A 24821-nucleotide genomic window follows, 5' to 3' on the forward strand; every position below is an offset into this window, starting at 1 on the left:
ACGTAGCTTTCCCGCCGTATCAACCAACTCCCTTTTTTATGGAAACCTGGCGGCTCTTCTGGGCCAAAACCAACCGGGAAAAAATCGACGGGTTGCCCGACGATTGGACCCACCCGCTCTGGGCGCACCTCATTGACGTAGGCAGTGCCGCCCAGATACTTTGGGACAACTTTCTGCCCCTTTCGCTCAAACAAAAAATGGCCGACGCCCTCGGTATGTCGCTGGACGATGCTGGCCGGTTCCTCAGCATTTGGATTGGTTTACATGATCTTGGCAAGGGCATTCCAAGTTTTCAGGGCATACCGGGCGCAGCACCGGAAGTTGTTAAAAAGTTAGCTGATGCTGGGCTGCACATTCACCCCGAAGCGAATCGACTGCATCACGGGCATGCATCCATCGCCATTGTTCGCCGTTGGTTGCACCCTAATATTGATGAAGACCGTATGGGTAAACCACTGCCCGAATTTCTGCTCGATGCGCTGGCTACCTGTGTAGGTATTCATCATGGTAAGTTAAGCTTACGGCGAATCACCGATGGGGTGGCAGAAGACAGACGGATTGTAGCGGTTTTGGGAGACAGTCACTGGAAACAGACACAGCTTGATTTAGCGAATGCCGTTTTCAACGCATGGGATGCCGATTGGCCCCTGATCCGTTACCAAAAGGCCATTGATCGCCGTTCAGGAACAGGCTGGCCCGATTGGATGATGGCGTTTGCAGGCTGGGCGACCCTGGCCGATTGGCTGGGTTCTATGCAAACCTGCTATGACCACAAAGTACAGGCCGACGACGATTTGGCGAATTACCTGAAAAGTAGCCATGAAGGCGCACTGAAGGCGTATGAAGTGGCCGGTCTGAAACATCAGGCCGGGCTTCGAGTCGAATCGTTTGAAGCACATTTTGGTAACAAGCCCCGACCATTACAGGAAATTGCCCGTGATGTGGTTTTAGATACCAACGTTCCTAATTTGCTTATTGTGGAAGCACCCACCGGCGAGGGCAAAACCGAAGCAGCTTTTTATCTGGCCGGGCGATTCGGCCAGGGTATTTATGCCGCTATGCCTTCGCAATCGACCTCCGATGGATTGTTTCCTCGGCTGGCGACTTTTCTGAAGGGGGATAAGGAACAACAATTGCTGGGGGCACACGTAGGGGAGGAGGCTGCAGCCTTGCGGCTCGTACACGGAAATGACCTGCTGCGCGACGATGCCCTTTCCCTGTTAGACGTGGAAAACCTGACCGCTTCCATCGTAGATGACGATGATGACGAACGAACATTACCGGGCGACACAGGGGCTAAAAACCGGCTACTCTCGTGGTTTATGCCCAAAAAGCGGGCGTTACTGGTGCCTTATGGCGTCGGTACGGTAGATCAACTTTTTTTGGGCGTTCTATTCGCCAAACACTTCTTTCTGCGGCTCTTCGCACTCTGCGGTAAGACCATTATTTTCGATGAAGTCCATGCCTACGATACCTACATGAACACCCTTTTTGGGCGATTGCTACCGTGGCTTCGGGCGTTGGACATCAACGTAGTGGTCTTGTCGGCCACATTGCCCGGTGAAGCGCGTCGGCAAATGCTCACCGCCTGGGGTACACCGCCCGATTTGGAAAGTGACACATCATTGGCTCCTTATCCGGTTACCTGGCAGTCGGCTGGGGGCAAGATGGCCGTTCATCCCTTTAAACCTGATAGCCGACGAGGTCAACGGCTCCATTTTCAGTGGTGTTCAGAGGAAATTGCCACAATGGCTAATCTGGCGCGAACACTTATTAGCGAAGGGGCTACGGTGCTGATTATCTGTAATAAAGTAGATCGGGCGCAGCAATTATTCGATCTGTTAGATAACGATACGTTGCTGCCGCCAGAAGACCGGCTCCTGCTTCACGCCCGTATGCCACAGGCATGGCGGCAGCAGCGGGAAGAAAAAGCTCGCGAACGATTTGGCCCCAAACGTCCCGACCGTTCTGGCTTGCTGGTGGGAACACAAGTAATCGAGCAAAGTCTGGACCTCGATGCTGATGCCATGATTACTGATCTGGCCCCGGTGGACTTGCTGTTGCAACGGGCCGGGCGGCTACACCGCCATCACCGCGACAACCGACCCACAGGCTACGAAAGCCCTATGCTGTACATTGCCTGCCCGGAAGCCGAGTCGGGCGACCTGCCTGATGTAGATGAGTTGTCGGCTAAGGGGCGCATTTATGGCCGTAAGCTGTTGTGGCAAACCTGGTCAGTCTTACGGCAAAGCAAAGGCTGGGCGTTGCCGTTGGGCGATGGAACGCTACCCGGTTATCGTGAACTGGTTGAGCGCGTTTATGACCAGGAATTTAGCTTTCCTTACCCGTTAACCCCTGCGACTCAGGCTGATTACGAAAAGGCCAATGAAGATTGGAGCGCACGGAATGGACGGCAGCAGGCTGATGCCGATGGACGACTGATTCCTCCGCCAAATCACATGCAGGATTTATTTCAGGCGAAAGAGAACCTGCTGACCGAAGACGAAGACAATCCGAACGGCAACGTGCCCGCCCATTTGCAGGCATTTACCCGCGACCCCGAAGGCGTTAACGCCGAAGTATTGCTACTACACCGCACTAACGACGGTTGGAGCCTAACGCCTAATGGTGACACGTTGATTCGGCGTGGCAAAAAACAGTACATGCCTGTTGATCTGCTCCGGTCTATTTTCGGTGCGGCCGTCCGAATTAGTCATGGTGGTATTATCTCGGCCTTGTGGAAGGAACCTAACGAAGACTGGCAGAAACAACAGGAAGAAAACCGGCTACTCAAACGCTTTCAACTTATCGAGCTTACCGATTACACAGCCACGGTCGGTGGTATTCACATCGAATTGAATGACCGGCTGGGGTTGATTTACGATAAACCCTAATACCAATCATGACCACTTATAACCTTCTCGATGAACCCTGGCTACCAGTTAGGTGGCGCGGGGGCCGATACGCCGGAACGGCTCCACCATCAGCGGTGGGGTTACGCGAAGCCCTTATCCGGGCGCACGATATTGCCGAACTGGCTACTGACAACCCACTGGAGACCATTTCGCTCAACCGGCTACTGGCCGCGCTGGTAGCCTCGGCCCTTCCCGAACTGGCTAACGAAACGGACTGGTTTAAAGCCTGGGATGCCGGACAGTTCGATGCCAATAGGGTTGATGACTATTTACGTCAGTATTCTACGCATTTCGATTTGCTGTCGCCGGTGCGACCCTTCTTCGGCCATCCGCAAACTGATGCCAAAGAGATTTCGCCGTTATCGCGGCTACAACACGCAGCCACGAGTGGCAACAACGCCCTACTCTTTAGCCATGACCTCGACAGCGTTTCTCAAACTATGACGTTTGCCGAAGTGGCAAGAGCATTAGTTGCATCACAAGCGTTCGCGGTGAGTGGCGGGGCTGCCAAACCTTTCTACTATAGTCATGGCCCATTAATATCAAAGGCAATTTTTTGGATACGAGGGCGAAAAGACACTGATTTTTGCCTTTTTAGAACTCTCTTGCTAAACCTGTCACCCACTGAAAAAGTATGGGGGAACCCGCGACACGGACAAGGTTTGGCAACGTGGGTAGCAGATACTGCACCAGCACCTCTTCAAAACCGACAAGTTGCTGGAATTAGCGACTTGTTTACATTTCAAAGCCGTCGTTTTCAATTAGTAGTTAGTGATTTAAGCATAGTTACCGGTGTTCGATGCAATCAAGGAAGTACAATGAATCTCCTCTTTCATGACCCGTACCTTGCATATCGAAAAACGGATAATGGTCCTACTCCATTAAGGCTTTCTCTTTCTAGAGCATTATGGCGTGATAGCATCATATATATGATGTCCTCTAGTTCAAACGATCATCCCCCTCGGACATTTGAATGGCTTTCCGACCCATCTACGCTTGTGGAACTAGATTTGACTACAGATACGCCTTTTTTGGTAGACGTATTTGGACTCATCAATGATGATACTCAAGCGGGTAAAATACATATGTGGCGGCAGGAGCGTGTAACAATCTATCCAAGCATCATTAATGAAGTCGGTCGATGGAACGCTCTTCAAGAGATGCTTGACACACCGAATCCTCATATCAATGATGCTAAAAAGATGGCACTTAAATTACGTGAGGCTGTACGTGCATTTGCAAATCGTAGTCGGCTCAATAAGCCATATGAGTCGAATAAAAATGGTAAGGTTGAAAGAACAAGGTTACAAAGAGCAGAGCAGTCTGACCGCGATGCCTTCGTACAGATGATTGATGCCGAAAGTCGTTACTGGCTGGCACTGGGCAGTGTGTTCGATACCTTTCTGGGGCAGGTTGCTACACTATCTGTCGAAGGTGAGGAGTTACAAAATCTACAACACCGCTGGCAAACAACGCTTCGGCAGACTGCACAAAAGGCCCTTCGTCAGGCTCTGGAGTCGTTCCAGCAGGATGCTCGTACACTACAGGCTCAGGCCGAAGCAGAACTGGTGCTGAGGCTTGGAACGCTTTACCCTAAATCCGATAAAAGCAATAAACCCGAAACAGTATGAATCAATTTACGAAAGAACAGGCTGATTTTATCAGCTTTCTGGAACGACAGCAGGGCCCCACTGGTCGCGCTAATCTGGCCGAACTACGCCGGGCTGCCACAGACCCTTTGGGTGATTTCCGCGATGTGCGTATTCTGGGCCAACACCTGCCCAGCGGCAACGAGATCGTATTTGACACCTATCGGCTTATGGCCACTCTATTCGCACTCTATGCCACCAAGTTCTGGGATAAAAGCAACCAGCTAAAACTGCCTCGCTTTAACGGAGACACGAAAAAACGGTCAATGGGGGCTTCGCTTCGGCTGTTACGAAATGGGCTTAGTGTGGGGCAGGAGAGTCTGGATATGCGTTTTTCTTCCCTATTGGATACACCAGCCGAAGATTTAGCCGTGCCGCTTAGGAATATCATTCAGCGGATTGCTACGGCCGATAAACGCATTCCTATTGATTTTTCGGTGCTGTTAGCTGATCTATTATACTGGGACACTGACGACACCCGCCGACGCTGGGCACGGGACTACTGGCAGGCCGCTGGTGGCGAATTGACCGAGTCGGCCACTGAAACGCCCGAAGTTATCAACCAAACCAACGTATAAACCACAAATCAATTCTTTCTATGAAAACCATTGAATTTCACATCCTTCAAAACTTTCCGCCCTCGAACCTGAACCGCGACGACAGCGGAGCACCCAAAGACTGCGACTTTGGCGGCTATCGGCGGCAACGTATTTCGTCGCAATGTCTGAAACGTTCGGTGCGAACGTCGGAAGTATTTGAGACATTGATGCATGACCGGCTTGGTAAACGCACCAAGCGGGCACCTATCGAAGTGGCTAAGTTGCTTGTACGGGGTGACCAAACCGAAGCACGGGCCAAAGCAATGGCTGAAGAGTTTTTTGAGGCTCTTTACGGCGTAAACGATAAAGGCATGACTGATTATTTGCTGTATATCGGTGCAGAGGAGTTGCAACGTTCCGCTACGTTATTGCTGGAAGCCGGTGAAGAAATAGCTGCCGTAGCCGAAAAAATTGCTACGCTCCGAACCGCACATGCTACACTTCAGAAGAAAGAGAAAGACGCGAAGCAAAAAGAAATCGACGAAGCCGCCAAACCATTTACAGCTCTGGCTGACCAATACAAGAAAACGTATCCCAAACACGTGCGGTCGGTAGATGTAGCCCTGTTTGGCCGGATGCTGGCCGATAGTCCCACCGAAAACATTGATGCAGCCTGTCAGGTGAGCCATGCCCTTTCGGTTAATCGCATGAATATGGAGTTCGATTACTTTACGGCCGTTGACGACCTCCAGCCAGAAGACAATGCCGGAGCCGGAATGATTGGTACCGTAGGTTTTGCCTCATCGTGTTTCTACCGCTTTGCCTGCGTGGACTGGGATAAATTGGTCGGCAATTTGGGAGGAGATGCCGCTGCCGCCCGCGAAGGCGTAATTGCGTTTGCCGAAGCATTTATTCAGGCGCGTCCGTCCGGGAAGCAAAACACCTTTGCCGCTCATTCGTTACCTGCTTTTATTATGGTCATTGTTCGGGAAAGTGGCCAGCCGGTGTCGCTGGCTAATGCTTTTGAAAAACCCATTCAGCCCTCAAAAGACCAAAGCCTGACTGAGCGGGCAATCGATGCTCTGAGCCAGCATTACACCAAACTCAAAAAGATGTATGGACTCAATGGTACAGCCTCCTGTGTATTGCTTGACGATGCCGATGCTGCCGTGAAAGTACTTGAGGGGGCAGGTGTTTCGGTACAGGAAGATGTTCCGTTGCTGATTCAATCGCTTAACGAGGCCATCAACGCCTAATTCGTCTGTTTATGTCACATACGTTATTGATGCGGCTGGCCGGGCCTATGCAGTCGTGGGGAGTCAGCAGCCGATTTGGCATTCGCGAAACCCTAACTGAGCCATCCAAAAGTGGCGTAATTGGGCTGCTATGCGCGGCTCTCGGTTGGGACAGGGCCGCACAGACTCATCTTATAGCCGGGCAAACCCATACCCTAGCCGACCTGTCGGCACTGCATTTTGGGGTACGGGTTGTGCAGGAAGGCGTAGTTCGGCGCGACTACCATACGGCCCAGAATGTGTTACGAGCCAAAGCCAAACTAAGGCCTGGCAAACCCATACCGGAAGGCGACCTGCAACAAACTGTCCTTTCCGAACGCTATTACCTTGCTGATGCCTATTTTCTGGTGGGTTTGGAGAGTGACGACGAAGCTCTTTTACAGGCACTGGACGATGCCCTGAGCCGCCCGTTTTGGCCTTTGCGACTAGGGAGAAAGGCATTTTTGCCGAGTTTGCCCATTCGGTATGCTACTGATTCGACTTCGGAACAACCAGCCCAGACAAGTGTGGTCAATCTGCCACTGGCGCAGGCATTACTAACTGCCCAGGATGTAGCCTGGCTAACCCTAAGCCAGCGTGCAAAGAAGCTTAAGGGGCCATCGGGCGATAGTTCTGTGCCGGAAATGCCTGCCCTTCGGTATATAGCCGATGTAGGTGGCTCTTCTCCCGTCGTCAATGGACTTACGCTTACACCTGTTCGGCAGGTACAGCGTGCCGATGTGCCGCTTTCCTTCGAGCCCCGGCGATTTTCTCCTCGTGATGTACAGATCTATACCATTAACCACGACCATGTACCTGTCTAAACTAACCCTAAATCCACGTTGCCGGGAAGCCCTGCGCGACGTGAGTGCCCCCTATGAACTGCACCGGACATTGTCTCATGCGTTCAGAACCGAATCGGGCGTTGACTACCGTGCTCAACACGACGTTTTGTTTCGGCTGGAATCAATCGGATACAGTGCAGCCCTGCCAACGGTACTGGTTCAGTCGCAGACTGAGCCAGACTGGAACGAGTTGCCCGAAGTGTACTTTCTGGACAAACCTTTGGTGAAACGTATATCGCCTGCTTTTTCGGTAGGGCAAACGCTGGCGTTTCGATTGGTAGCTAATCCGACCAAAAAGGAGAAACGTGCTGGTAAAGATCAGGGCCGTAGAGTTGCTCTGACCAACACCGAACATGACGACGGTACAACACCTGTCGGGGCCTGGCTACGTCGAAAAGGAGAGCAGCATGGCTTTCAGGTTTTGTATGCAACCACCGATGATTTCTGGCTGGGTGCCGACCGCCGAAGTCGGAGTAAAAATTCGATTCCGCTTTATGGAGTGCGTTTCGACGGTCTTTTGCAGGTAACCCAACCTGAACTAATGAGCCAGGCGTTGGCGAGTGGTATTGGCCCAGCCAAGGCATTTGGTTTTGGCCTTCTTTCGGTAGCAAGACCCCAATAAGATACCTCAATCAAACCAGCCATCCCGTATGAATATCATCGTGGTGGCTGGTTTCGTATGCCCATGTCTGCGTCATGACATCAATGCTCTTTGATCTGCAAAAACCGCATTATTGCGAAAATTTTCAGTCTATTCCCCACGCATGTGGGGATGAACCGACCTCAACCGATAAGCCATTCGATTATTCAGCCTATTCCCCACGCATGTGGGGATGAACCGGGTAGCGAATGCCCATGCTGCTGCTCGTATCGCTATTCCCCACGCATGTGGGGATGAACCGTCAGCCCGCAATGCAGTCGGACAACTGGCAACCTATTCCCCACGCATGTGGGGATGAACCGCTGGACTAACCCAAAAAGAGCTTGGGCAAAAACTATTCCCCACGCATGTGGGGATGAACCGTTAAGGTAACCGAACAGGATGGCACCGAAATCCTATTCCCCACGCATGTGGGGATGAACCGGGCGAGTAGTGGGTGTTTCATATAAATAGATTCTATTCCCCACGCATGTGGGGATGAACCGTTTGGCACTTCCTAAAAGTAAGAAACTAACCACTATTCCCCACGCATGTGGGGATGAACCGGGCCAGGAAGGCGCAAAAAAAGTCAAATCCGACTATTCCCCACGCATGTGGGGATGAACCGTAGTGGAAGTAGATCCTATGGCGGCCGTCACTCTATTCCCCACGCATGTGGGGATGAACCGATCTGGCTTGTGACGAAGCGGGGAAACGCTTCCTATTCCCCACGCATGTGGGGATGAACCGTATACGTATTTTTATACTGTCAATGCAACGGACTATTCCCCACGCATGTGGGGATGAACGGGAAGATGCAACGTTGCATCAGGCTTACACCGACTATTCCCCACGCATGTGGGGATGAACGGGTAATTTTGATAGCTGTGTTGTGCAGGCCGATCTATTCCCCACGCATGTGGGGATGAACGGTCTATTTTAAACATGCAACGTATGGTCAGACCCTATTCCCCACGCATGTGGGGATGAACGGAGATCGATTTGGGCACGATGTTTCCTGAAGCTCTATTCCCCACGCATGTGGGGATGAACGGGTAATTGTTGGAACTGCGTCCAGATCCAAATACTATTCCCCACGCATGTGGGGATGAACGTACCGGTTTTGAGCGAAGTTACACTTCGGAAGGCTATTCCCCACGCATGTGGGGATGAACGGCTGGATAATTATTGTTATAACTATCACCATAACTATTCCCCACGCATGTGGGGATGAACGGTTAACAAGGCAGATAGGACCTTAGTACTGCCACTATTCCCCACGCATGTGGGGATGAACGGACAAAAACCATTATGTAAACATTGCGAAAAAACTATTCCCCACGCATGTGGGGATGAACGGGATTGCTGCATGGAGCGTTTTGCTGAATTTATCTATTCCCCACGCATGTGGGGATGAACGATAAATCTTTTATTTTAAAAGGCCTATCTAGTCTATTCCCCACGCATGTGGGGATGAACCGAGACGTGCCAGATCCAAATTTCTCAATACTGCCTATTCCCCACGCATGTGGGGATGAACCGTATTGGCCTTTGGGCAAACTAACCAGTAAACTCTATTCCCCACGCATGTGGGGATGAACCGGAACCGGCTTAATCATTTCTTTTCGACACAAACTATTCCCCACGCATGTGGGGATGAACCGGCGGCTATGCAAACAACAAGCTCGATGCTGGTCTATTCCCCACGCATGTGGGGATGAACCGGATGCACGTGTTAACAGTGACCTACGCCTTACCTATTCCCCACGCATGTGGGGATGAACCGCAGTATAGGGAAATGCTTTCGATACGTGGGCTCTATTCCCCACGCATGTGGGGATGAACCGAACGGGGTGTATGATTACGATTACGCCATCAACTATTCCCCACGCATGTGGGGATGAACCGCCTTCCGCGAATCGTTCGATAAAGACTACTAACTATTCCCCACGCATGTGGGGATGAACCGTCTCCGAGCAGGGATACGGTCTTATACAATGCCTATTCCCCACGCATGTGGGGATGAACCGAAATTTTCTATCAGAAACGATAAGTGGAATGGCTATTCCCCACGCATGTGGGGATGAACCGACAAAACGAAGCCAGCAGGACGGAGTGGAGTTCTATTCCCCACGCATGTGGGGATGAACCGAAATTGGCCCAATATGAAGCCAGTTTAAAGGACTATTCCCCACGCATGTGGAGATGAACCGTTAATACGCGATAAAATCGAGTCTTTGGGATACTATTCCCCACGCATGTGGGGATGAACCGCATTTCCCGTAAAAGCGGGCGACGTACAGGCCATAGTCCACACACGCGGGTAGTAATGAACCATACTGACCACCGTTACCGAAAGCACAGACCCCAATCTGTTGTATGATCTGAAAGCTCGACGGAAAACTGGTGTACAGGTAATCTGGAATCGATGGTTTTGCAAGGTCTTCTTCGATCCGGCCAGCACTACTAAGATGCCACTACTACGTGGTTATACGTTTTTATGAAAAAGCCCTGTTTAACCGTAATGAATTAAATCGAATATGATCAAATTTACGTATTTTAAAGGCTAATTCGCCGGTCAATGCGCATCCTTTACTTACTCTTCGTTCTGATTCCGTGGTGTCTACTAGCCCAATCAACTGATCCGATTGGCAAAGGCTGGCAAACGTTAACCATTTCCGATGGTCTATCGCAGGGGATGATTTATGATCTTAAACAAGACAGCAAAGGATTTATCTGGGTCGCTACCAAAGACGGACTTAATCGCTATGACGGGCGTAATTTTTCGGTGTTCACCCACGATCCGTTCAACCCCTATAGCCTCTCCGACAACAGTTGTTCGGCCTTGTTGATTGACCGACAACAGCGGCTCTGGATTGGCACGCTCAGTCAAGGGCTGAATTTGTATGATGCCCGAACCCGGAAATTCTTTCATATCGATATCCGGGATGATAATTCGCCCGACGCAGGCAATCACGAAGTTCGGCTACTGGCCGAAGACCCGGATGGCAACATTTGGGTCAATACGGATCAGGACAAACTGTTCAGAATTACCCTGCCCGCTTATCTGAAAACCGGTTTCCCGGATAGCGCCAATTTTACCAGTCAGGCTCGATTTAGTTCCATTACACTGGTAGGTATGGCCACTATTGCCTCCGCCCATCATATTCAGTTTCGGCCTGATGGCACAGCAACTGTTGGAACCACCTACGGTATGTGTTCTTTCAATTGGCGACAGGTGCGAGACATGCGACCTGACAATCGCCCAGTCAAGCTGGCCGTAGAAGCGTGGAATATAAGCGATGATGCCGCTCAGGGCGACTACTGGTTTTCAACAAAACGAAATCAGCTTCATGGCTGGCAGCGGGGAATCCATAAAGTCATCAGTTTACCTGGTGAAGCGACGGGGGCGTTAGTCGAATTTCTTGATGCATCTACTGTAGCGGTGGCCACCCAGCAACACCTTTGGTTAATGAGGCCCGAACAACTTTTTGCGCAGGATAGCTTAACGGCCCGAACTATGTTTACGGCGATACCGCCCGACGCAATGGGTCTGACAACATTGATGAAAGATCAGACCGGTTCGATCTGGTTTGGAACATTCGGCTATGGCATACGGGTGTTCAATCCTAAGGTCAACCAGTTCAGGGTCTTTTTGCCGAAAATTTCCCTTACCTATCTCTGGCAGGACCAGGCAGGACACATAGATGTCCGCCACTTCCAGCATTATGCCCGGCTTGACCAGGCCAGCAATGGGCTCGTTCCCTTTCTGACTAAAACAAACGCTGGAAATGATCTGCATCATAACTATCTGATGCAGAGTGAAACCGGATTTCTATGGGTGTCGGGTATCGATTACAGCCAAAAAATACATCAGCTACTCAAGTACACATCGACCGGGCAATTACTGAAGGCGTACAAGCTTCCTGCCCAAACCGCCTTTGGTACGTATCTCAATCAGACGGTAGAAGATCAGGAGGGCCAGCTCTGGCTGGGGGCTATCAATGGGAAACTTCTGCGGTTCGATCCTGAAACGGAAACCTTCGCCGTATTTAGCTATAAACACCTGCTTCCCCAACGTGGAGCCGACATAGAAGTAGGGGCCCTATATTTCGACCGGGTCGGTACGCTCTGGATCGGTACGACCAGAGGTCTGGTCAGGGCCGACCACGTTCAGACCAGACCCGCCTTTGCTATTTACAAAAATAACATATTGGAGCGGCAGAGTCTGAGCCACGATGTTGTGTCGAGTATGGTTGATGATCCGAACCAGCCAAACCGATACCTGTGGGTCGGAACTAAAGGTGGGGGATTAGAACGACTGGATAAACAGTCGGGGCAGTTTCGCCACTTCACCGAAGCGCAGGGGCTACCCAACAAAGTGGTCTATGGTATCCTGACCGATGAATTTAACAACCTTTGGATGAGTACCAACCGGGGGCTGGCTCTGTTTAATCCCCGAACCTTCACGTTTCGTACCTATTCTAAAGCTGATGGCCTGCAGGATGATGAGTTTAATACCGGATCTTACTTCAAAACGGCTTCCGGTATGCTGCTGTTCGGTGGCGTTAATGGGCTAACGATCTTTCGGGCGAAGGATGTAGTGGGTAAGGTGATGGCTCCTCCGCAAGCGCATCTGGTCAGTCTGAAAATCAATAATGAGCCTGTAGTCGTTGGGGGGGCTGATGGTATTTTACCCCAGAGTATCGAGAATATAACGCATATCGATCTGGCTCATGACCAGAATTTAATTACGCTTGAGTTTGCGGTGATGAATTTCACCAATCCCGCTAAGAATCGCTTTCGCTATCAGCTTGAGGGTATTGACCGGACCTGGGTAGAGGCTGGCACGAACCACTTTGCCAATTACGCACAATTACCCAGTGGTCAGTACACCCTGCACATGATGGGCTCGCCCGATGGGCTAAACTGGAGTAAACCGGTCGAACTTCATCTCCAGATTCATCCGCCTTTTTACCGGACCTGGTGGGCTTATGTCCTTTATCTGGGTATTTTCGTCTTGGTTGGCTGGCAATTGTACCGCTTCCAGAAACAACGGTTCATACTCCAGCAGCAGGTTAGATTCGAGCAGAAAGAAGCGAGCCGGCTGGCTGAGCTCGACGCACTGAAAACGAAGTTTTTTGCTAATATTTCCCATGAATTCCGTACTCCGCTTACGCTGATTCTGGGGCCGGTTGAACAGATGGCGCAGGAGTATAGCCATGACGGCCGTTTTTCAATACTCCAGCGGAATGCAAATCGGCTATTGGGCTTGATCAATCAGCTACTTGATCTGTCGAAGCTCGAAGCGGAACAGCTTCGGCCTGAGCTTGAGCGGAGTAACATAGCTGCTTTTTTTCGTACAATAGCCAGTTCGTTTACGTCGCTGGCCGAGGGGCGCCAGATTCAGTTTAGGTTCCTGCAGGATGACGTAAACTACCTGGCCGATTTTGACCGCGATAAGCTGGAAAAAATCGTTACAAACCTACTAGCCAATGCCTTTAAATTTACACCCAGCGGCAACGAAGTCAGGTTGCGGGTTCATTACCTCATTACTGGTCAGGCAGCTACGTTGCAGTGTACGATTGAGGATACAGGTATTGGTATTTCTCCCGAAAATCTGCCCCACATTTTCGAACGGTTCTATCAGGCAGACGGTAAGGCTAACCGAGCTTATGAAGGCACGGGTATTGGACTGGCCTTAGTGTATGAACTGGTTAAGGTGTTGGGCGGTACGATCAGCGTATCCAGTAATGAAGGTGTCGGCACTACCTTTGCCGTTGTGCTCCCCCTGATCAATGTTTCAGACCCAACGAGGTTGATCAACCCGCACAAACAGGCCACGGCTGCACCCACCGACTTAACCCCTCCAACGGAAGTAGGTTGCAGAACGGGATCAGTTACTGGTAAAACTGACTCAGTCGCCGATCCCGTTCTGCAACCTACTTCCGAACCTATTCTGCTCATTATTGACGACAATGCCGACATCCGGGCTTATGTCCGCAGCATTTTTGCTGCCGACTACCGGGTCATCGAAGCGGAAGACGGACAGGAGGGTTTGGAAAAAGCCACGGCGACCCTGCCCAATCTGATCATCTGCGATTTGATGATGCCCCGGCTCGATGGCTTTGGCTTTTGCCGTGCCTTGAAGAGCCAGGACGCGACCAGCCACATTCCGGTTGTGATGCTGACGGCTAAAGCAACGGTAGAGGATCGTATCGAGGGCTTCGAACTGGGTGCCGACGACTACCTGACCAAGCCGTTTAATCAGGCCGAAATTCGGGTACGGGTCCAGAATCTGATCCGGCAGCGGCAGCGGCTCTACCAGTGGTTCAGTTCCAACCGGGTCGATCAGAAAGCACCGGTAGCGATGCCACCGTTGCTCGCGATTGAGCAACGCTTTATCGATCAGTTAACGAATACTATACTTCAGCAATTGGATAATTCAGCCTTCGGTGTGGAAGAACTGGCTCAGGCGGTCAATCTGAGCCGTTCGCAGCTCCATCGGAAGCTGAAAGCGATTGCCAATAGCTCGCCAACAGACTGGATTCGGGAGATTCGGCTACAATCTGCGGCCGAGCTGCTAAAAGAGGGAACGCAAACCGTCACCCAGGTGGCGTATGCCGTTGGGTTCGAAAGCTTGTCTTACTTCGCCAAAGTATTTCAGGAACGATACGGCGTTTCACCATCCCAGTATGGAAAAAGCCCGTCAGGACCTGTTTAGTAACCTCCTAAACAGGTCTACTTGCCCGCTGGAGCGGGCTTTTTTTATGTCGATGCGACCATAGTGTTAAACGATGCGACCTCAGCGTTAGCGCATTCAGCAGCAAAGCGGCTATTTCGTTGCGGGGTTGACGGGCGGTGTCCGAACTACCTTTCTTAGACAACTCACGCATGAAAAACATCTATTCCCTGCGATCCGTCATCGGATTGACCAGCCTGTTGTTGCTCGTTCTTTCGGGCCGATTTACCCTCGCTCAAACACCTACTATTACCGGATTTGCGGCTACCTCCAGCACCATTTGCTCAGGCAGCCCCGCTTCGTTCACGGCTACTATTGGTAATTTCTCTGGTAGTTATGATTGGGTACTTGCCAACGAAAGTATTATTATCGGTAGCACAGATAGTCTCACAACGCTCAGCGGCCTGCTGCCAGGAGGTGGCTCTGGTGTACGGTCGTATACCCTCACAGTAACCAGTGCTGGGCAGTCGAACAGCGCCACGACCAGCCTGACCGTACTCGCTTCGGGCGTAACGCGGCTGTACGTAAAGGCCAACGCTACCGGAGCCAACACGGGTCTGAGCTGGCAGGATGCCTTTACCGATTTACAGTCGGCGCTAAAATATCCCTGCGTGGGTAGCCTGCGCGAAATCTGGATTGCCCGTGGCGTGTATAAACCCAGGTCGGGTGACGTCAACGATGCCTTTTCGATGCTGCCGGACGTAGCTATTTACGGTGGCTTCGAAGGTACCGAAACTGAACTAAGTCAACGCCCTGCCATTACCTTAAGCAATCCCTCTTCGACAACGTTGTCGCCGGACGTCGATGGTGATGGTACTTCGGCGAATAATAGTATGTATCTGATTAACAATACGTCATCGCTCACCAATACAGCTATTCTGGATGGGGTTGTCATCATTGGTACGCAGGCCAGCAGTAACGAGCAGTTGGGGGCTATTACAAATTCTAGTGGTACTTTCACCGATACACGTTATGGGATGGTATGTAGTCCACAATTTCGCAATCTGTTGTTCACAGGCTTTGTTTACGTCAATTATTTCAATCCGATTAATAGTGGAAATTATGTATTAAATGCAGGTTATAGTGGAGGTGAACTGAACCCTGTTTTTATCAACTGCGTATTTCTCAACAACCAGGGAGGAGGTAATACTAGCGGAAGTGTTTATACGCGGGTTACGTCTGGGTCTAAAGCTAATGTGACGTTTATGGGGTGTGTGTTTGCAAATAGCTCAGGTCCACAAATTGAAAATTATCAGATTCAGACCGGACAAATACAGACGAACCTATTTAACTGCTCGTTCCTAAGTCTGGCCGATGGTATTCTAGAGAATAGCGGTTATCAGAGCAGTACACCTATCAACGTTGAACTGAGCAACTGTGTGCTGTGGAATACAGGAGGAAATGCCACCTTTAAGACAGAAGAGGGTAGCTTTATTACCAGTGAAACAACGGTTCAATACAGTCTACTGGACCAGGCCATCACTGGCTACACCAGCGGCCCTGGCAACCTGACCGCTACCAGTTTGCCGTTTGTCTCGACCAGCGATATCAGCCTGCCTAACACCTCGCCCGCCGTTAACGCCGGTAACCCCGCCAGTGTAACTATAGCCAGTGGACCTTACTCTGCCACCAGCCTGCCCCAAACCGATGTGGCTGCCAACCCTCGTATTGTGGGTAGTCGGGTAGACATGGGTGCCCTGGAAGTGCAGAACCCAACCCCTCCCTGTGGCACAGTGGTGTTTGTGACCGAAGCCGGAGCGGGTTTGCAGAATGGCAGCAGTTGGACCAATGCCTTCAGCGGCACGGCCCTGCAAACGGCCATCAACACGGCGGCCACCTGTGGGGCGCAGGTCTGGGTGGCGCAGGGCCTTTACAAACCCACCACCGGCACTGACCCCACCATCAGCTTTTCGATGAAAGAGGGCGTAGCGATCTACGGAGGCTTTGTGGGTACTGAAGGGCAACTGAGTGATCGGCCAGAGGTCAACCCCGTCACGGGCCAACCGTCCAGCAGTACCCTCTCGGGAGACATTGGCACATTGGGGGATTCTGGAGAGGATAGCGATAACACGGGTCATGTGATTAGCAATGGACCGGGTCTCACTGCCAGTGCTGTACTAGATGGCTTTATCATCACTAGAGGAAGAGGCTCTGATGGATCTGTTCTCTATGGAGGAGGGATGCGCAATGCAGAGGCTAGCCCAACAGTGCGCAACTGCTTCTTCATTAATAATTATGGAAATAATTGGGGAGGAGCAATTTACAATGAAAACAGTAGTCTTACAATCGTTAACTGTCGTTTTGCGTTCAATACAGCCACTGACGGTGGGGCGATCTACAATCTAGGAACAGGAACAATAACGATCACCGGGAGCTTATTTGAAAAACACACAAAATATGCCGGGGTTATTTATAGCACCGATAACGTTAAGTTAGTGGTCAGTAACAGCACGTTTCGCCAGAACTCGGGTAATGGTGGTGGGGTTTTCTATGATAATGGTAATACACAGTTGGAACTCACTGACTGCCTATTGGAAAACAATACGGCTGGAATAGGTAGCGTAATCTATCATTCCGGCCAGGGGGCTGTCAAGTTGACTCGTTGCCAATTTGTTAATAATTCCTCTACGGAGCAAGAAGGCGGAGCGGTGTATGGGCAAGACAGCAGTTTAGAAGCTGCTGATTGCCGATTTACGGGTAACTCGGCCGTAAAGGAGGGGGGAGCTGTTTTTTTTGGTGGAATTTCGCTTAAATTGACCAACTGTATCTTTGAGAATAACCGGGGAGGAGGAGACGGGGGCGGGGCGATTGAAGTCAACGGTGGTTCGGCCAGCCTGATTAACACCTCCTTTGTGAGCAACACGGCTACCAATGGAGGAGCGGTATTGTTCTATAGTGACAATTATCAGGTAACCAATTGCTCCTTTGTCAACAACGTAGCTATTGAGCAGGGCGGGGCTATCTACAATGCCGCCAACTCCCTACAAATTACCAACAGTTCGTTCCAGGGCAATCAGTCTCCACAGGGAGGAGCTTACTACAGCGATTATGGCGGACCGGCTCAACTGGTCAACTCAGCGCTGTTCAACAACGGCGGGGCTAACACGGTTGCGCTGTCAGGTGGAACTAGCCTATCGATCAGTTACAGTCTCTTTGAGCCCTCGGTAACGGGCTATATTGATGGGGGCAACAACCTCACCACCACCCTGACCCCCTTTGTGAGTACCACTTCTACCCAACTGCGTGACTGCTCAGTGGCCATCAACTCCGGCAGCAACCAGGCTTACAACGCGGTCAGCGGCCCGGCTACGGATCTGGCCGGTAACGACCGTCAGTATAATGGTGGCTTGATCGACCGGGGTGCCTACGAGTATCAGGGCAACCCCACTACACTAGCAGTAACCAACCCGGCTGTTAAGACGGCTACGGTAGGTCAGGCGTTCAGCCAGACCTTTACGGCCAGTGGTGGCAGTGGAACGTACAGCTTTAGTGTCGTTAACAGCAACCTGCCCTCCAGTTTGAGCCTGTCAAACAATGGTGTGCTGAATGGCACACCGACGGTGGCGGGCAGCTACTCAGTGCTGGTGCAGGTGAGTGATGCCAACGGCTGCGTGGGGATAGCCAGTACCGCTTATAATCTGGTGGTAACTGATGCTACGCCCACCATAACGGGCTTTGCGGTGGCACCCAATCGGGTTTGTGTCGGTAGCCCCATCACGTTTACGGCTACGATAGGGAATATAGCTGGCGACTATAGCTGGTCGCTTGAGAATGGTGGGCCTCCAATTGGTAGTCCAAGTCCTACTACTGCCACAGCTTTTAGTGTAGTATTAACAGCATTAGGGTCGGGTGTGCAAACCTTTACGTTAACAGTGAACAGCGGAGGACAACGGGTTACGGCCACCACAAGCCTAACCGTGAACGCCTTACCGATAGCTACCCTGATCAACAACGGTCCGCTAACATGCGCCCAGACCAGCGTAACGCTGACTGCTTCGGGTGGGACTAGCTATAGCTTCACCAATGGCAGTGGGCAGACAGTGCCGGGTAGTGGCAATATGCGCACCGTGAGTAGTCCTGGGACCTATTCGGTTACCGTGAGTGATGGAAATGGCTGTGTAAGTACGAGTAGCACAACCGTGGATCAGGATGTGACAGCGGCTTCGGTGAGCATTACACCTTCCAGCGCGACGCTGACCTGCGCCAATCCATCGGCAATCCTGACGGCTAACGGCACTGGTTCGGTATTATGGTCAACGGGCGAAACTAACCCGGCTATCACCGTATCGGCAGCAGGTACTTACTCGGTGACCTTGACCAACGGTAGTGGTTGCACCGCCACGGCCAGTGCAGTGATATCGGCTGATCAGAATGCGCCCTCGGTCAGCATTACCCCATCGAGTGCGACGCTAACCTGCGCCAGCTCATCGGTGAGCTTAACGGCGGTGGGTACGGGCAGTGTTTTGTGGAGCACGGGAGCTGCTACGCCGGTGATCACCGTCAACACGGCTTCCACCTACTCGGTGACGCTGACTAACAGTAGTGGTTGTACCGCCACGGCCAGCGTCACCATTGACAAACAGCCTGATCAGACCGTCGCTATTGTCCAGCAACCGGCCTCGGTTTCCAGCGCCACAGTCGGAAATGCGGTAATGACCGGTGTCTCGGTGAGTGGTCAGCCAACCAGCTATCAATGGTATAAAGACAACCTGAGTAGTCCTGTAACAGGACAGACTTCGGCTACTCTTAACCTGACCAATGTTCAACTGGCAGATGCGGGCAGCTATTCAGTAGTCGTTACCGGAACCTGCAATAGCCTTACGTCAAACGCCTTTAGTCTGTCGGTGACAACCCCAGTTGAGACGCTCCCATTTGCTATTACTGCTGTGACTACCGTGAGCTGTACGCCTATTGTTCCCAATCGGTTCAGCGTCAGCTTTACTCCACGTTACTCGGGCCTTAATGGACAACCGATTAGCTTTCAGGTGGTCAATGAACTGATTCCGACCACCGAGTCAGGGCCTTATACGCTACAGCTCTATACCGATAATCCGACCATTACCCTGACGGCGATTCAATCGGGAAACTCTAGCGAAAGCAGCTATATGTACAACTGGCTGGCCGCTTGCCAGACCTCTGAGGCTACAAATACTCCTCCAAGGCTGGTCACACCTATTGCCAGTCAGACAGCTATAGTGGATACCTATTTTACCTTTGTGATTCCCGATGGGACCTTCACAGATACCGAAACTCCGTTGAGCCTTCGCCTGTCAGCCAGCGGCCTACCGGCTGGCCTACACTTTGAAGGAGCTACGCTGAGCGGGGTGCCGTCCACTACGGTTGGCTCGCCTTTTTCGGTCACTGTTACAGCCACCGATCCGGGCAATCTCTCGGCGAACAGTCCTTTTCTGCTCACTATACTACCAGTTACGACCACACCACCCCCGACCCACCCCTTTGCCATTACGGGGGTTACAACCAACAGTTGTACCCCCGTGGCTGACCGGATCAATATCAATTTTAGCCCTCAGTATGTGGGATTGAACGGCCAGCCGATTGCGTTTGAGGTAGTCAATGAGTTGGCACCGACCACCGACCCGGCCCCCTATTCGCTGACACTCTACCGCGACAATCCGATTATTGTCCTTAAGGCTACGCAGACAGGCAGTGCTGATGTGGCCAGTTTCAGCTACAACTGGCTGGCTGCCTGTGCCTCCGTGGGGCAGGACAATACGGCTCCCCGCATCAACAGTCCTGTTGCCAGTCAGACGGCTACGGTGGGCATGAGTTACAGCCTGAACCTGATCAATACATTTCTCGATCAGGAAACTCCTAACAGTCTGACCTTAACGGCTAGTGGCCTTCCTTCGGGTTTGAGCCTGGCGGGCATGACCCTGAGCGGTACGCCAAGCCTGACAGGGGTATCAACGGTGGTGCTAACGGCAACTGATCCGGGTGGTCTTTCGGCTAGTACCAGTTTTAGCCTGACGGTTGTGCCTGATTCAGACGCCTTTGTAATTACGGGAGTACAGACGTTGAGTTGTGTGGTAGTAAGTGCCGGTCTACGATCAGTAGTCTTCCAGCCTCAATATGGCGGTGTGACGGGGCAACCTATCAACTTCCAGGTAGTCAATGAACTGGCGGCTACTACGGCACCGGGCCCCTACACGCTGAATTTGTACACCGACAATCCAGTGGTCACTCTGAAGGCCACTCAGGTGGGTACTGTGGGGGAGGCTAGTTTCAGTTATACCTGGTTGTCGGGCTGTGGCAGCCCACGTCTGGCGGCCACTGAGTCAGGTACAGGTTTGCAGGTGAAGGTGCTTGGCAATCCGATTGCTGGTCCATCGGTAGAAGTAGAAATTCGAGGTGTAGGAGGCCAGCAAGTGAAGCTCGAACTGGTTGATTTGAAAGGACGGCAGTTACAAGCTCATTCCATCGGGCAGGCTACCGAGGTAGAGCTTATCAAGCTAGAGGCCGGTTCATTACCCAGTCAGTGTATCCTCCAGGTGAGTACACGTACTCAGCAACAGGTGATCAAACTGCTCAAACCCTGATAGAACCGCAACGCATAAATGAAAAAAACGCTGGCTCCGAAAAGGGCTGGCGTTTTTAATTCGCAACAAGTTAGTGCTCAACCCAATTCCTGAACGTAATAGTAAGGATGAAGCCTTTAGACAATCAATTTCTGTTTAGGGCCCTGCTAATTTGGGAATATACAATAAAGTGCGTCAGGTTATGATTTGCTAGCCTGACGCACTTTATTATACACTTTCTGATTTCGGGTAGAAAATCTTTGGAAAGCAACTCACCTTTGGGTTTAGCCAACTCCTCATAGTTTTCTCCTCTAAATAGAGATGACTCGTATCCGCTGATTGCTCGATACGAGTCAATTGGTAATAAGTCAGGATAAACTCCGGTAAGAGGTATTCGACTAAGGGCAAGAAGCTTTCCGAAGCGAGTCGGTTTGATCCTTAATCAAACCTAGATAAATACAACGCTCTCCAAACTTTTGACCTTGATCCCCAGTTGAATTTACAAATGTAAGTAAGGCTGTAAAGTGAAAAAACCTTCAAAACTTATCGTTTTAAAGGTTTTATTTTTTTAGTGGGAGTTGAGGGATTCGAACCCCCGACCCTCTGCTTGTAAGGCAGATGCTCTGAACCAACTGAGCTAAACTCCCGTGTTTTTATTTTTTGCCGCCCGATTGTTGTCGTTTGGGAGTGCAAATATAGAGGTGTTTTGAGGCTTTATGCAAGCATTTCTATGAAAAAAAATAAACTTTTTTCTAATCCGCTGATAGCCAGTAGTGAGTAGCTACTCAAAATTTAGATATAAGGTTATTGAGTGTGTCGTTAGTCGATTGATGCCAATACCAGCCGTATTCGACGTGGGCCGGTAGAGGTTCAGCAGACCATGGGAAAACCGAAGTTCGGGCGCAAACTTGAAAAATTCGAAAAACTGCTCGAAGCCAATCCCGTATTCAACCGACAGATCCATGTTGCCCGTACTGAGTCGACTCGCACCCTGAAGTTCCTTCCGTCGGACATTTGTTTCGATACTGAATGAGCCACCCGCCAGCAAATACATCCGGCTGTTATTGCGCCGTTCGGATTTATATTTTAGTAGAAGTGGTAAATCGACCCAGGTCGATTCGCGGGTTTCGGTACGCTGGCTACCGCCCGGATAATCGTAGTGAACTTCCCGGCTATAGAGCGATACGGCCGGAGTCAGCCGAAGGTCGAATCGGTCGTTGAGAAAGGCATTTAGTACAAAACCAACCCGAAAACTGGCCTTGTTGGGCGAATAAATGCGATAGGCTGAGTCGGCGGTTAGGTAGGATGGACTGTAGCCGACGCTGAATCGGGTAATGGGAGCCGCAAAAAAGAAACCGTAGTGAAGCTCTTTATCATCGTAGCGCTCCAAGTGCTTACGTACATATTTGTAGCCCTGCGCCTGCGTTTGCGTGCTCAGTGTGCAGAACAGCAGCAAACCCGCCAATAGCCGCATTGCCGTTCGGTTAGTTATTTGTGGCCTATGTAGATCGATGCGATGCCGAAAGTAAGGGGTATCCATTTAGTCTTGGTAAATCCAGCCGTTTCGTAGATACGCAGAAAGTCAGATCCATCGGGGAAAGCCTGCACCGATTCGGGCAGGTATGTATAGGCCGATGCATCTTTGCTCACCACGCGCCCAATAAGCGGCAGAATAGTGCGGGAGTAAAAGCTGTATAGCTGCTTAAAAGGAAACTGACGCGGGTTCGAAAACTCCAACACCACACAGACACCACCGGGACGAATGACCCGATTCATATCCGTTAAACCTTTCAGCAGATTCTCAAAGTTACGTACACCAAACGAAACGATGACAGCATCGAATTCATTGTCTCCGAAAGGTAAACGTTCTGAGTCGCCCGTCCGCATCTCAATAATATTGTCGACACCGCGTTGCTGCATCTTCTGCCGACCAACGGCGAGCATGCCTTCCGAGATGTCGACACCAACAATTTTTTCGGGGTTCAGGGCAAGCGCTTCCAGCGCAAAATCGCCGGTGCCGGTGGCAATATCCAGAATCGTTTTGGGCGCGTATGGTTTTAATTCCCGAATGGCCCGTTTGCGCCAGAGAATGTCTATGCCACCGCTCAGAACATGATTCAGCAGGTCGTATTTAGGCGAAATGCTATCGAACATTTCGGCAATCTGCTCGCGCTTGGAGGTATCTTTATCTTTATAAGGAACAACAGCCATCTTTCAATGAGCGAATGAGTGATTGAGTGAATGAGCGAATAGATTAGCCATCAAATAATCACTCATTCGCTCATTCACTCATTACAAAGGTAGTGCGATAACAGTACGTTTTGGGCGAAAGTTTGATATTTCAGTTGGTTATGTGTAGATTTCCAATTGGTGCTACTCATTTCATACAACCTAATCCGTTATGCTTCCCCTTCTTGTATCTGCTTTGCTGGCGATCCATTCATGGGCCGGACAGCCGCCTATTGACGATAAACTGGCTAAAAAAGCCCACAAAATCCACCAGCGTGTACTCACGCTCGATACCCACGCCGATGCGCCTATTATGATGAAAAAAGAGGGATTCGATGTGGGAGTAGCGCACGATACCAAACGCGACCAGTCGCAGATCGATTTTCCGCGGATGAAACAGGGAGGAATGGATGCTATGTTTTTTGCGGTCTATACCTCACAGGGACCGCGCACGCCCGAAGGCCATGCCGATGCCAAACGTGATGCGCTGAATCAGTTCGACCTAATTCACCAGGCTCTCAAAAAGTATCCGAACCTGGCCGAACTGGCCACCTCCCCAGCCGATGCCTACCGGATTCAGAAAGCCGGAAAACGGGCGGTGTTTGTTGGTATGGAAAATGGCTATCCGGTGGGCGACGATCTGTCGATGCTTCAGAAATACTACGACCTGGGCGCTCGCTACATTACCCTTACACACTTTGCCAACAACCTAATCGGCGACTCATCGACCGATCCCGATGGGCCAATGTACGGCGGCCTTAGCGATTTTGGCAAAAAAGTCGTGGCCGAAATGAACCGGCTCGGCATTCTGATCGATGTGTCGCACGTAGCCGACAGTACGTTTTATGATGCGCTGGCCCTCTCGAAAGCACCCATGATTGCGTCGCACTCCAACTGCCGGGCCATCTGCGATTTTCCACGCAACATGACCGACGATATGATTAAGGCGCTGGCGGCCAAAGGGGGCGTTGTGCAGGTCAATTTTGTGAGCGATTACCTGAAAAAACCGTCGGACGAACACCGGGCCGCTAAAACCAAAATTCGGATGGCGCGGGTTGGCAAGGTGATGACACCTGAAATGGAAGCCCGCATTCAGGCGCAGAGCGATTCGGTAGAAAAAGTATATGCTTCTGAACGGGCCAGCCTGTCCGACATTGCCGATCACATCGATCATATTGTCAAACTGGTCGGTATCGACCATGTGGGTATTGGTTCTGATTTCGACGGCGGTGGTGGCGTTAATGGGCTGGAAGATGTGAGCCAGATCGAAAACCTGACCGCCGAACTGGTCCGCCGGAACTACTCAGAAGCCGACATTGCCAAGATCTGGGGCGGTAATTTGCTGCGTGTATTGGGCCAGGCGAAGGTGGAGTAATCCTGGATAAATGGACCAGTAAGAACGGTAAAGAAAGGGCTTCGTGCCCTTTTGTTGTAAAAAGCAACATTCGTTCG

General features: G+C 51.1%; 11 protein-coding genes, 1 tRNA gene and 1 CRISPR repeat array. Of the genes, 9 read left to right on the forward strand and 3 right to left on the reverse strand.

All coding sequences use genetic code 11. The features are described 5' to 3' along the window. Window positions 1-38 precede the first annotated feature (38 nt). The 8 genes from cas3 to WBJ53_RS03845 all read left to right on the forward strand — a co-directional run bounded on the left by cas3 (window position 39) and on the right by WBJ53_RS03845 (window position 21161). A complete protein-coding gene (cas3, locus tag WBJ53_RS03810) occupies window positions 39-2894 on the forward strand; it encodes a CRISPR-associated helicase Cas3' (RefSeq protein WP_338874726.1) in 2856 nt (951 codons plus the stop codon). A gap of 8 nt (window positions 2895-2902) precedes the next feature. Continuing rightward, window positions 2903-4546: a type I-E CRISPR-associated protein Cse1/CasA gene (gene casA / locus WBJ53_RS03815; RefSeq protein ID WP_338874727.1), complete on the forward strand. Its 1644-nt coding sequence runs from the start codon at window positions 2903-2905 to the stop codon at window positions 4544-4546. Next, window positions 4543-5142, forward strand: a complete 600-nt coding sequence (casB, locus tag WBJ53_RS03820; protein WP_338874728.1) for a type I-E CRISPR-associated protein Cse2/CasB — start codon at window positions 4543-4545, stop codon at window positions 5140-5142. Before casA ends, casB begins: the two co-directional genes overlap by 4 nt. Before the next feature lie 20 nt (window positions 5143-5162). Beyond that, window positions 5163-6359, forward strand: a complete 1197-nt coding sequence (gene cas7e / locus WBJ53_RS03825) for a type I-E CRISPR-associated protein Cas7/Cse4/CasC (protein ID WP_338874729.1) — start codon at window positions 5163-5165, stop codon at window positions 6357-6359. 11 nt (window positions 6360-6370) lie between these two features. Continuing rightward, a complete protein-coding gene (gene cas5e, locus WBJ53_RS03830; protein ID WP_338874730.1) occupies window positions 6371-7201 on the forward strand; it encodes a type I-E CRISPR-associated protein Cas5/CasD in 831 nt (276 codons plus the stop codon). Beyond that, window positions 7188-7844, forward strand: a complete 657-nt coding sequence (cas6e, locus tag WBJ53_RS03835) for a type I-E CRISPR-associated protein Cas6/Cse3/CasE (protein ID WP_338874731.1) — start codon at window positions 7188-7190, stop codon at window positions 7842-7844. Before cas5e ends, cas6e begins: the two co-directional genes overlap by 14 nt. Before the next feature lie 129 nt (window positions 7845-7973). Next, window positions 7974-10134: a CRISPR direct-repeat array (repeat unit 27 nt; unit sequence CTATTCCCCACGCATGTGGGGATGAAC). Between the two features lie 309 nt (window positions 10135-10443). Then, window positions 10444-14586: an ATP-binding protein gene (locus tag WBJ53_RS03840; RefSeq protein ID WP_338874732.1), complete on the forward strand. Its 4143-nt coding sequence runs from the start codon at window positions 10444-10446 to the stop codon at window positions 14584-14586. Between the two features lie 170 nt (window positions 14587-14756). Then, window positions 14757-21161 carry a putative Ig domain-containing protein gene (locus WBJ53_RS03845; RefSeq protein WP_338874733.1) on the forward strand — a complete coding sequence of 2135 codons (6405 nt, stop codon included), beginning with the start codon at window positions 14757-14759 and terminating at the stop codon, window positions 21159-21161. 551 nt (window positions 21162-21712) lie between these two features. On the opposite strand, the gene WBJ53_RS03850 is transcribed toward WBJ53_RS03845, so the two are convergent. The 3 genes from WBJ53_RS03850 to ubiE form a co-directional block, all read right to left on the reverse strand. Further along, window positions 21713-21787, reverse strand: a tRNA-Val gene (locus WBJ53_RS03850). Between the two features lie 134 nt (window positions 21788-21921). Continuing rightward, entirely contained in the window at window positions 21922-22614 is a 693-nt protein-coding gene (locus WBJ53_RS03855) for an outer membrane beta-barrel protein (RefSeq protein ID WP_338877150.1), read from the reverse strand. A 14-nt stretch (window positions 22615-22628) separates the two neighbouring features. Further along, complete coding sequence (gene ubiE / locus WBJ53_RS03860) at window positions 22629-23351, reverse strand: bifunctional demethylmenaquinone methyltransferase/2-methoxy-6-polyprenyl-1,4-benzoquinol methylase UbiE (protein ID WP_338874734.1); 723 nt, start codon at window positions 23349-23351, stop codon at window positions 22629-22631. 190 nt (window positions 23352-23541) lie between these two features. On the opposite strand from ubiE, the gene WBJ53_RS03865 reads away from it, so the two are divergent. Further along, entirely contained in the window at window positions 23542-24744 is a 1203-nt protein-coding gene (locus WBJ53_RS03865; protein WP_338874735.1) for a dipeptidase, read from the forward strand. Window positions 24745-24821: the final 77 nt, after the last annotated feature.

The organism is Spirosoma sp. SC4-14 (assembly GCF_037201965.1).
Classification (GTDB): Bacteria; Bacteroidota; Bacteroidia; order Cytophagales; family Spirosomataceae; genus Spirosoma.

Excerpts from the sequence above, each read along its gene's own strand:
- cas7e (WP_338874729.1), top strand. The coding sequence starts at position 5,163 with ATGAAAACCATTGAATTTCACATCCTTCAAAACTTTCCGCCCTCGAAC.
- WBJ53_RS03865 (WP_338874735.1), top strand. The coding sequence starts at position 23,542 with ATGCTTCCCCTTCTTGTATCTGCTTTGCTGGCGATCCATTCATGGGCC.
- WBJ53_RS03845 (WP_338874733.1), top strand. The coding sequence starts at position 14,757 with ATGAAAAACATCTATTCCCTGCGATCCGTCATCGGATTGACCAGCCTG.
- WBJ53_RS03840 (WP_338874732.1), top strand. The coding sequence starts at position 10,444 with ATGCGCATCCTTTACTTACTCTTCGTTCTGATTCCGTGGTGTCTACTA.
- cas6e (WP_338874731.1), top strand. The coding sequence starts at position 7,188 with ATGTACCTGTCTAAACTAACCCTAAATCCACGTTGCCGGGAAGCCCTG.
- cas3 (WP_338874726.1), top strand. The coding sequence starts at position 39 with ATGGAAACCTGGCGGCTCTTCTGGGCCAAAACCAACCGGGAAAAAATC.
- ubiE (WP_338874734.1), bottom strand. The coding sequence starts at position 23,351 with ATGGCTGTTGTTCCTTATAAAGATAAAGATACCTCCAAGCGCGAGCAG.
- casA (WP_338874727.1), top strand. The coding sequence starts at position 2,903 with ATGACCACTTATAACCTTCTCGATGAACCCTGGCTACCAGTTAGGTGG.
- WBJ53_RS03855 (WP_338877150.1), bottom strand. The coding sequence starts at position 22,614 with ATGCGGCTATTGGCGGGTTTGCTGCTGTTCTGCACACTGAGCACGCAA.
- casB (WP_338874728.1), top strand. The coding sequence starts at position 4,543 with ATGAATCAATTTACGAAAGAACAGGCTGATTTTATCAGCTTTCTGGAA.
- cas5e (WP_338874730.1), top strand. The coding sequence starts at position 6,371 with ATGTCACATACGTTATTGATGCGGCTGGCCGGGCCTATGCAGTCGTGG.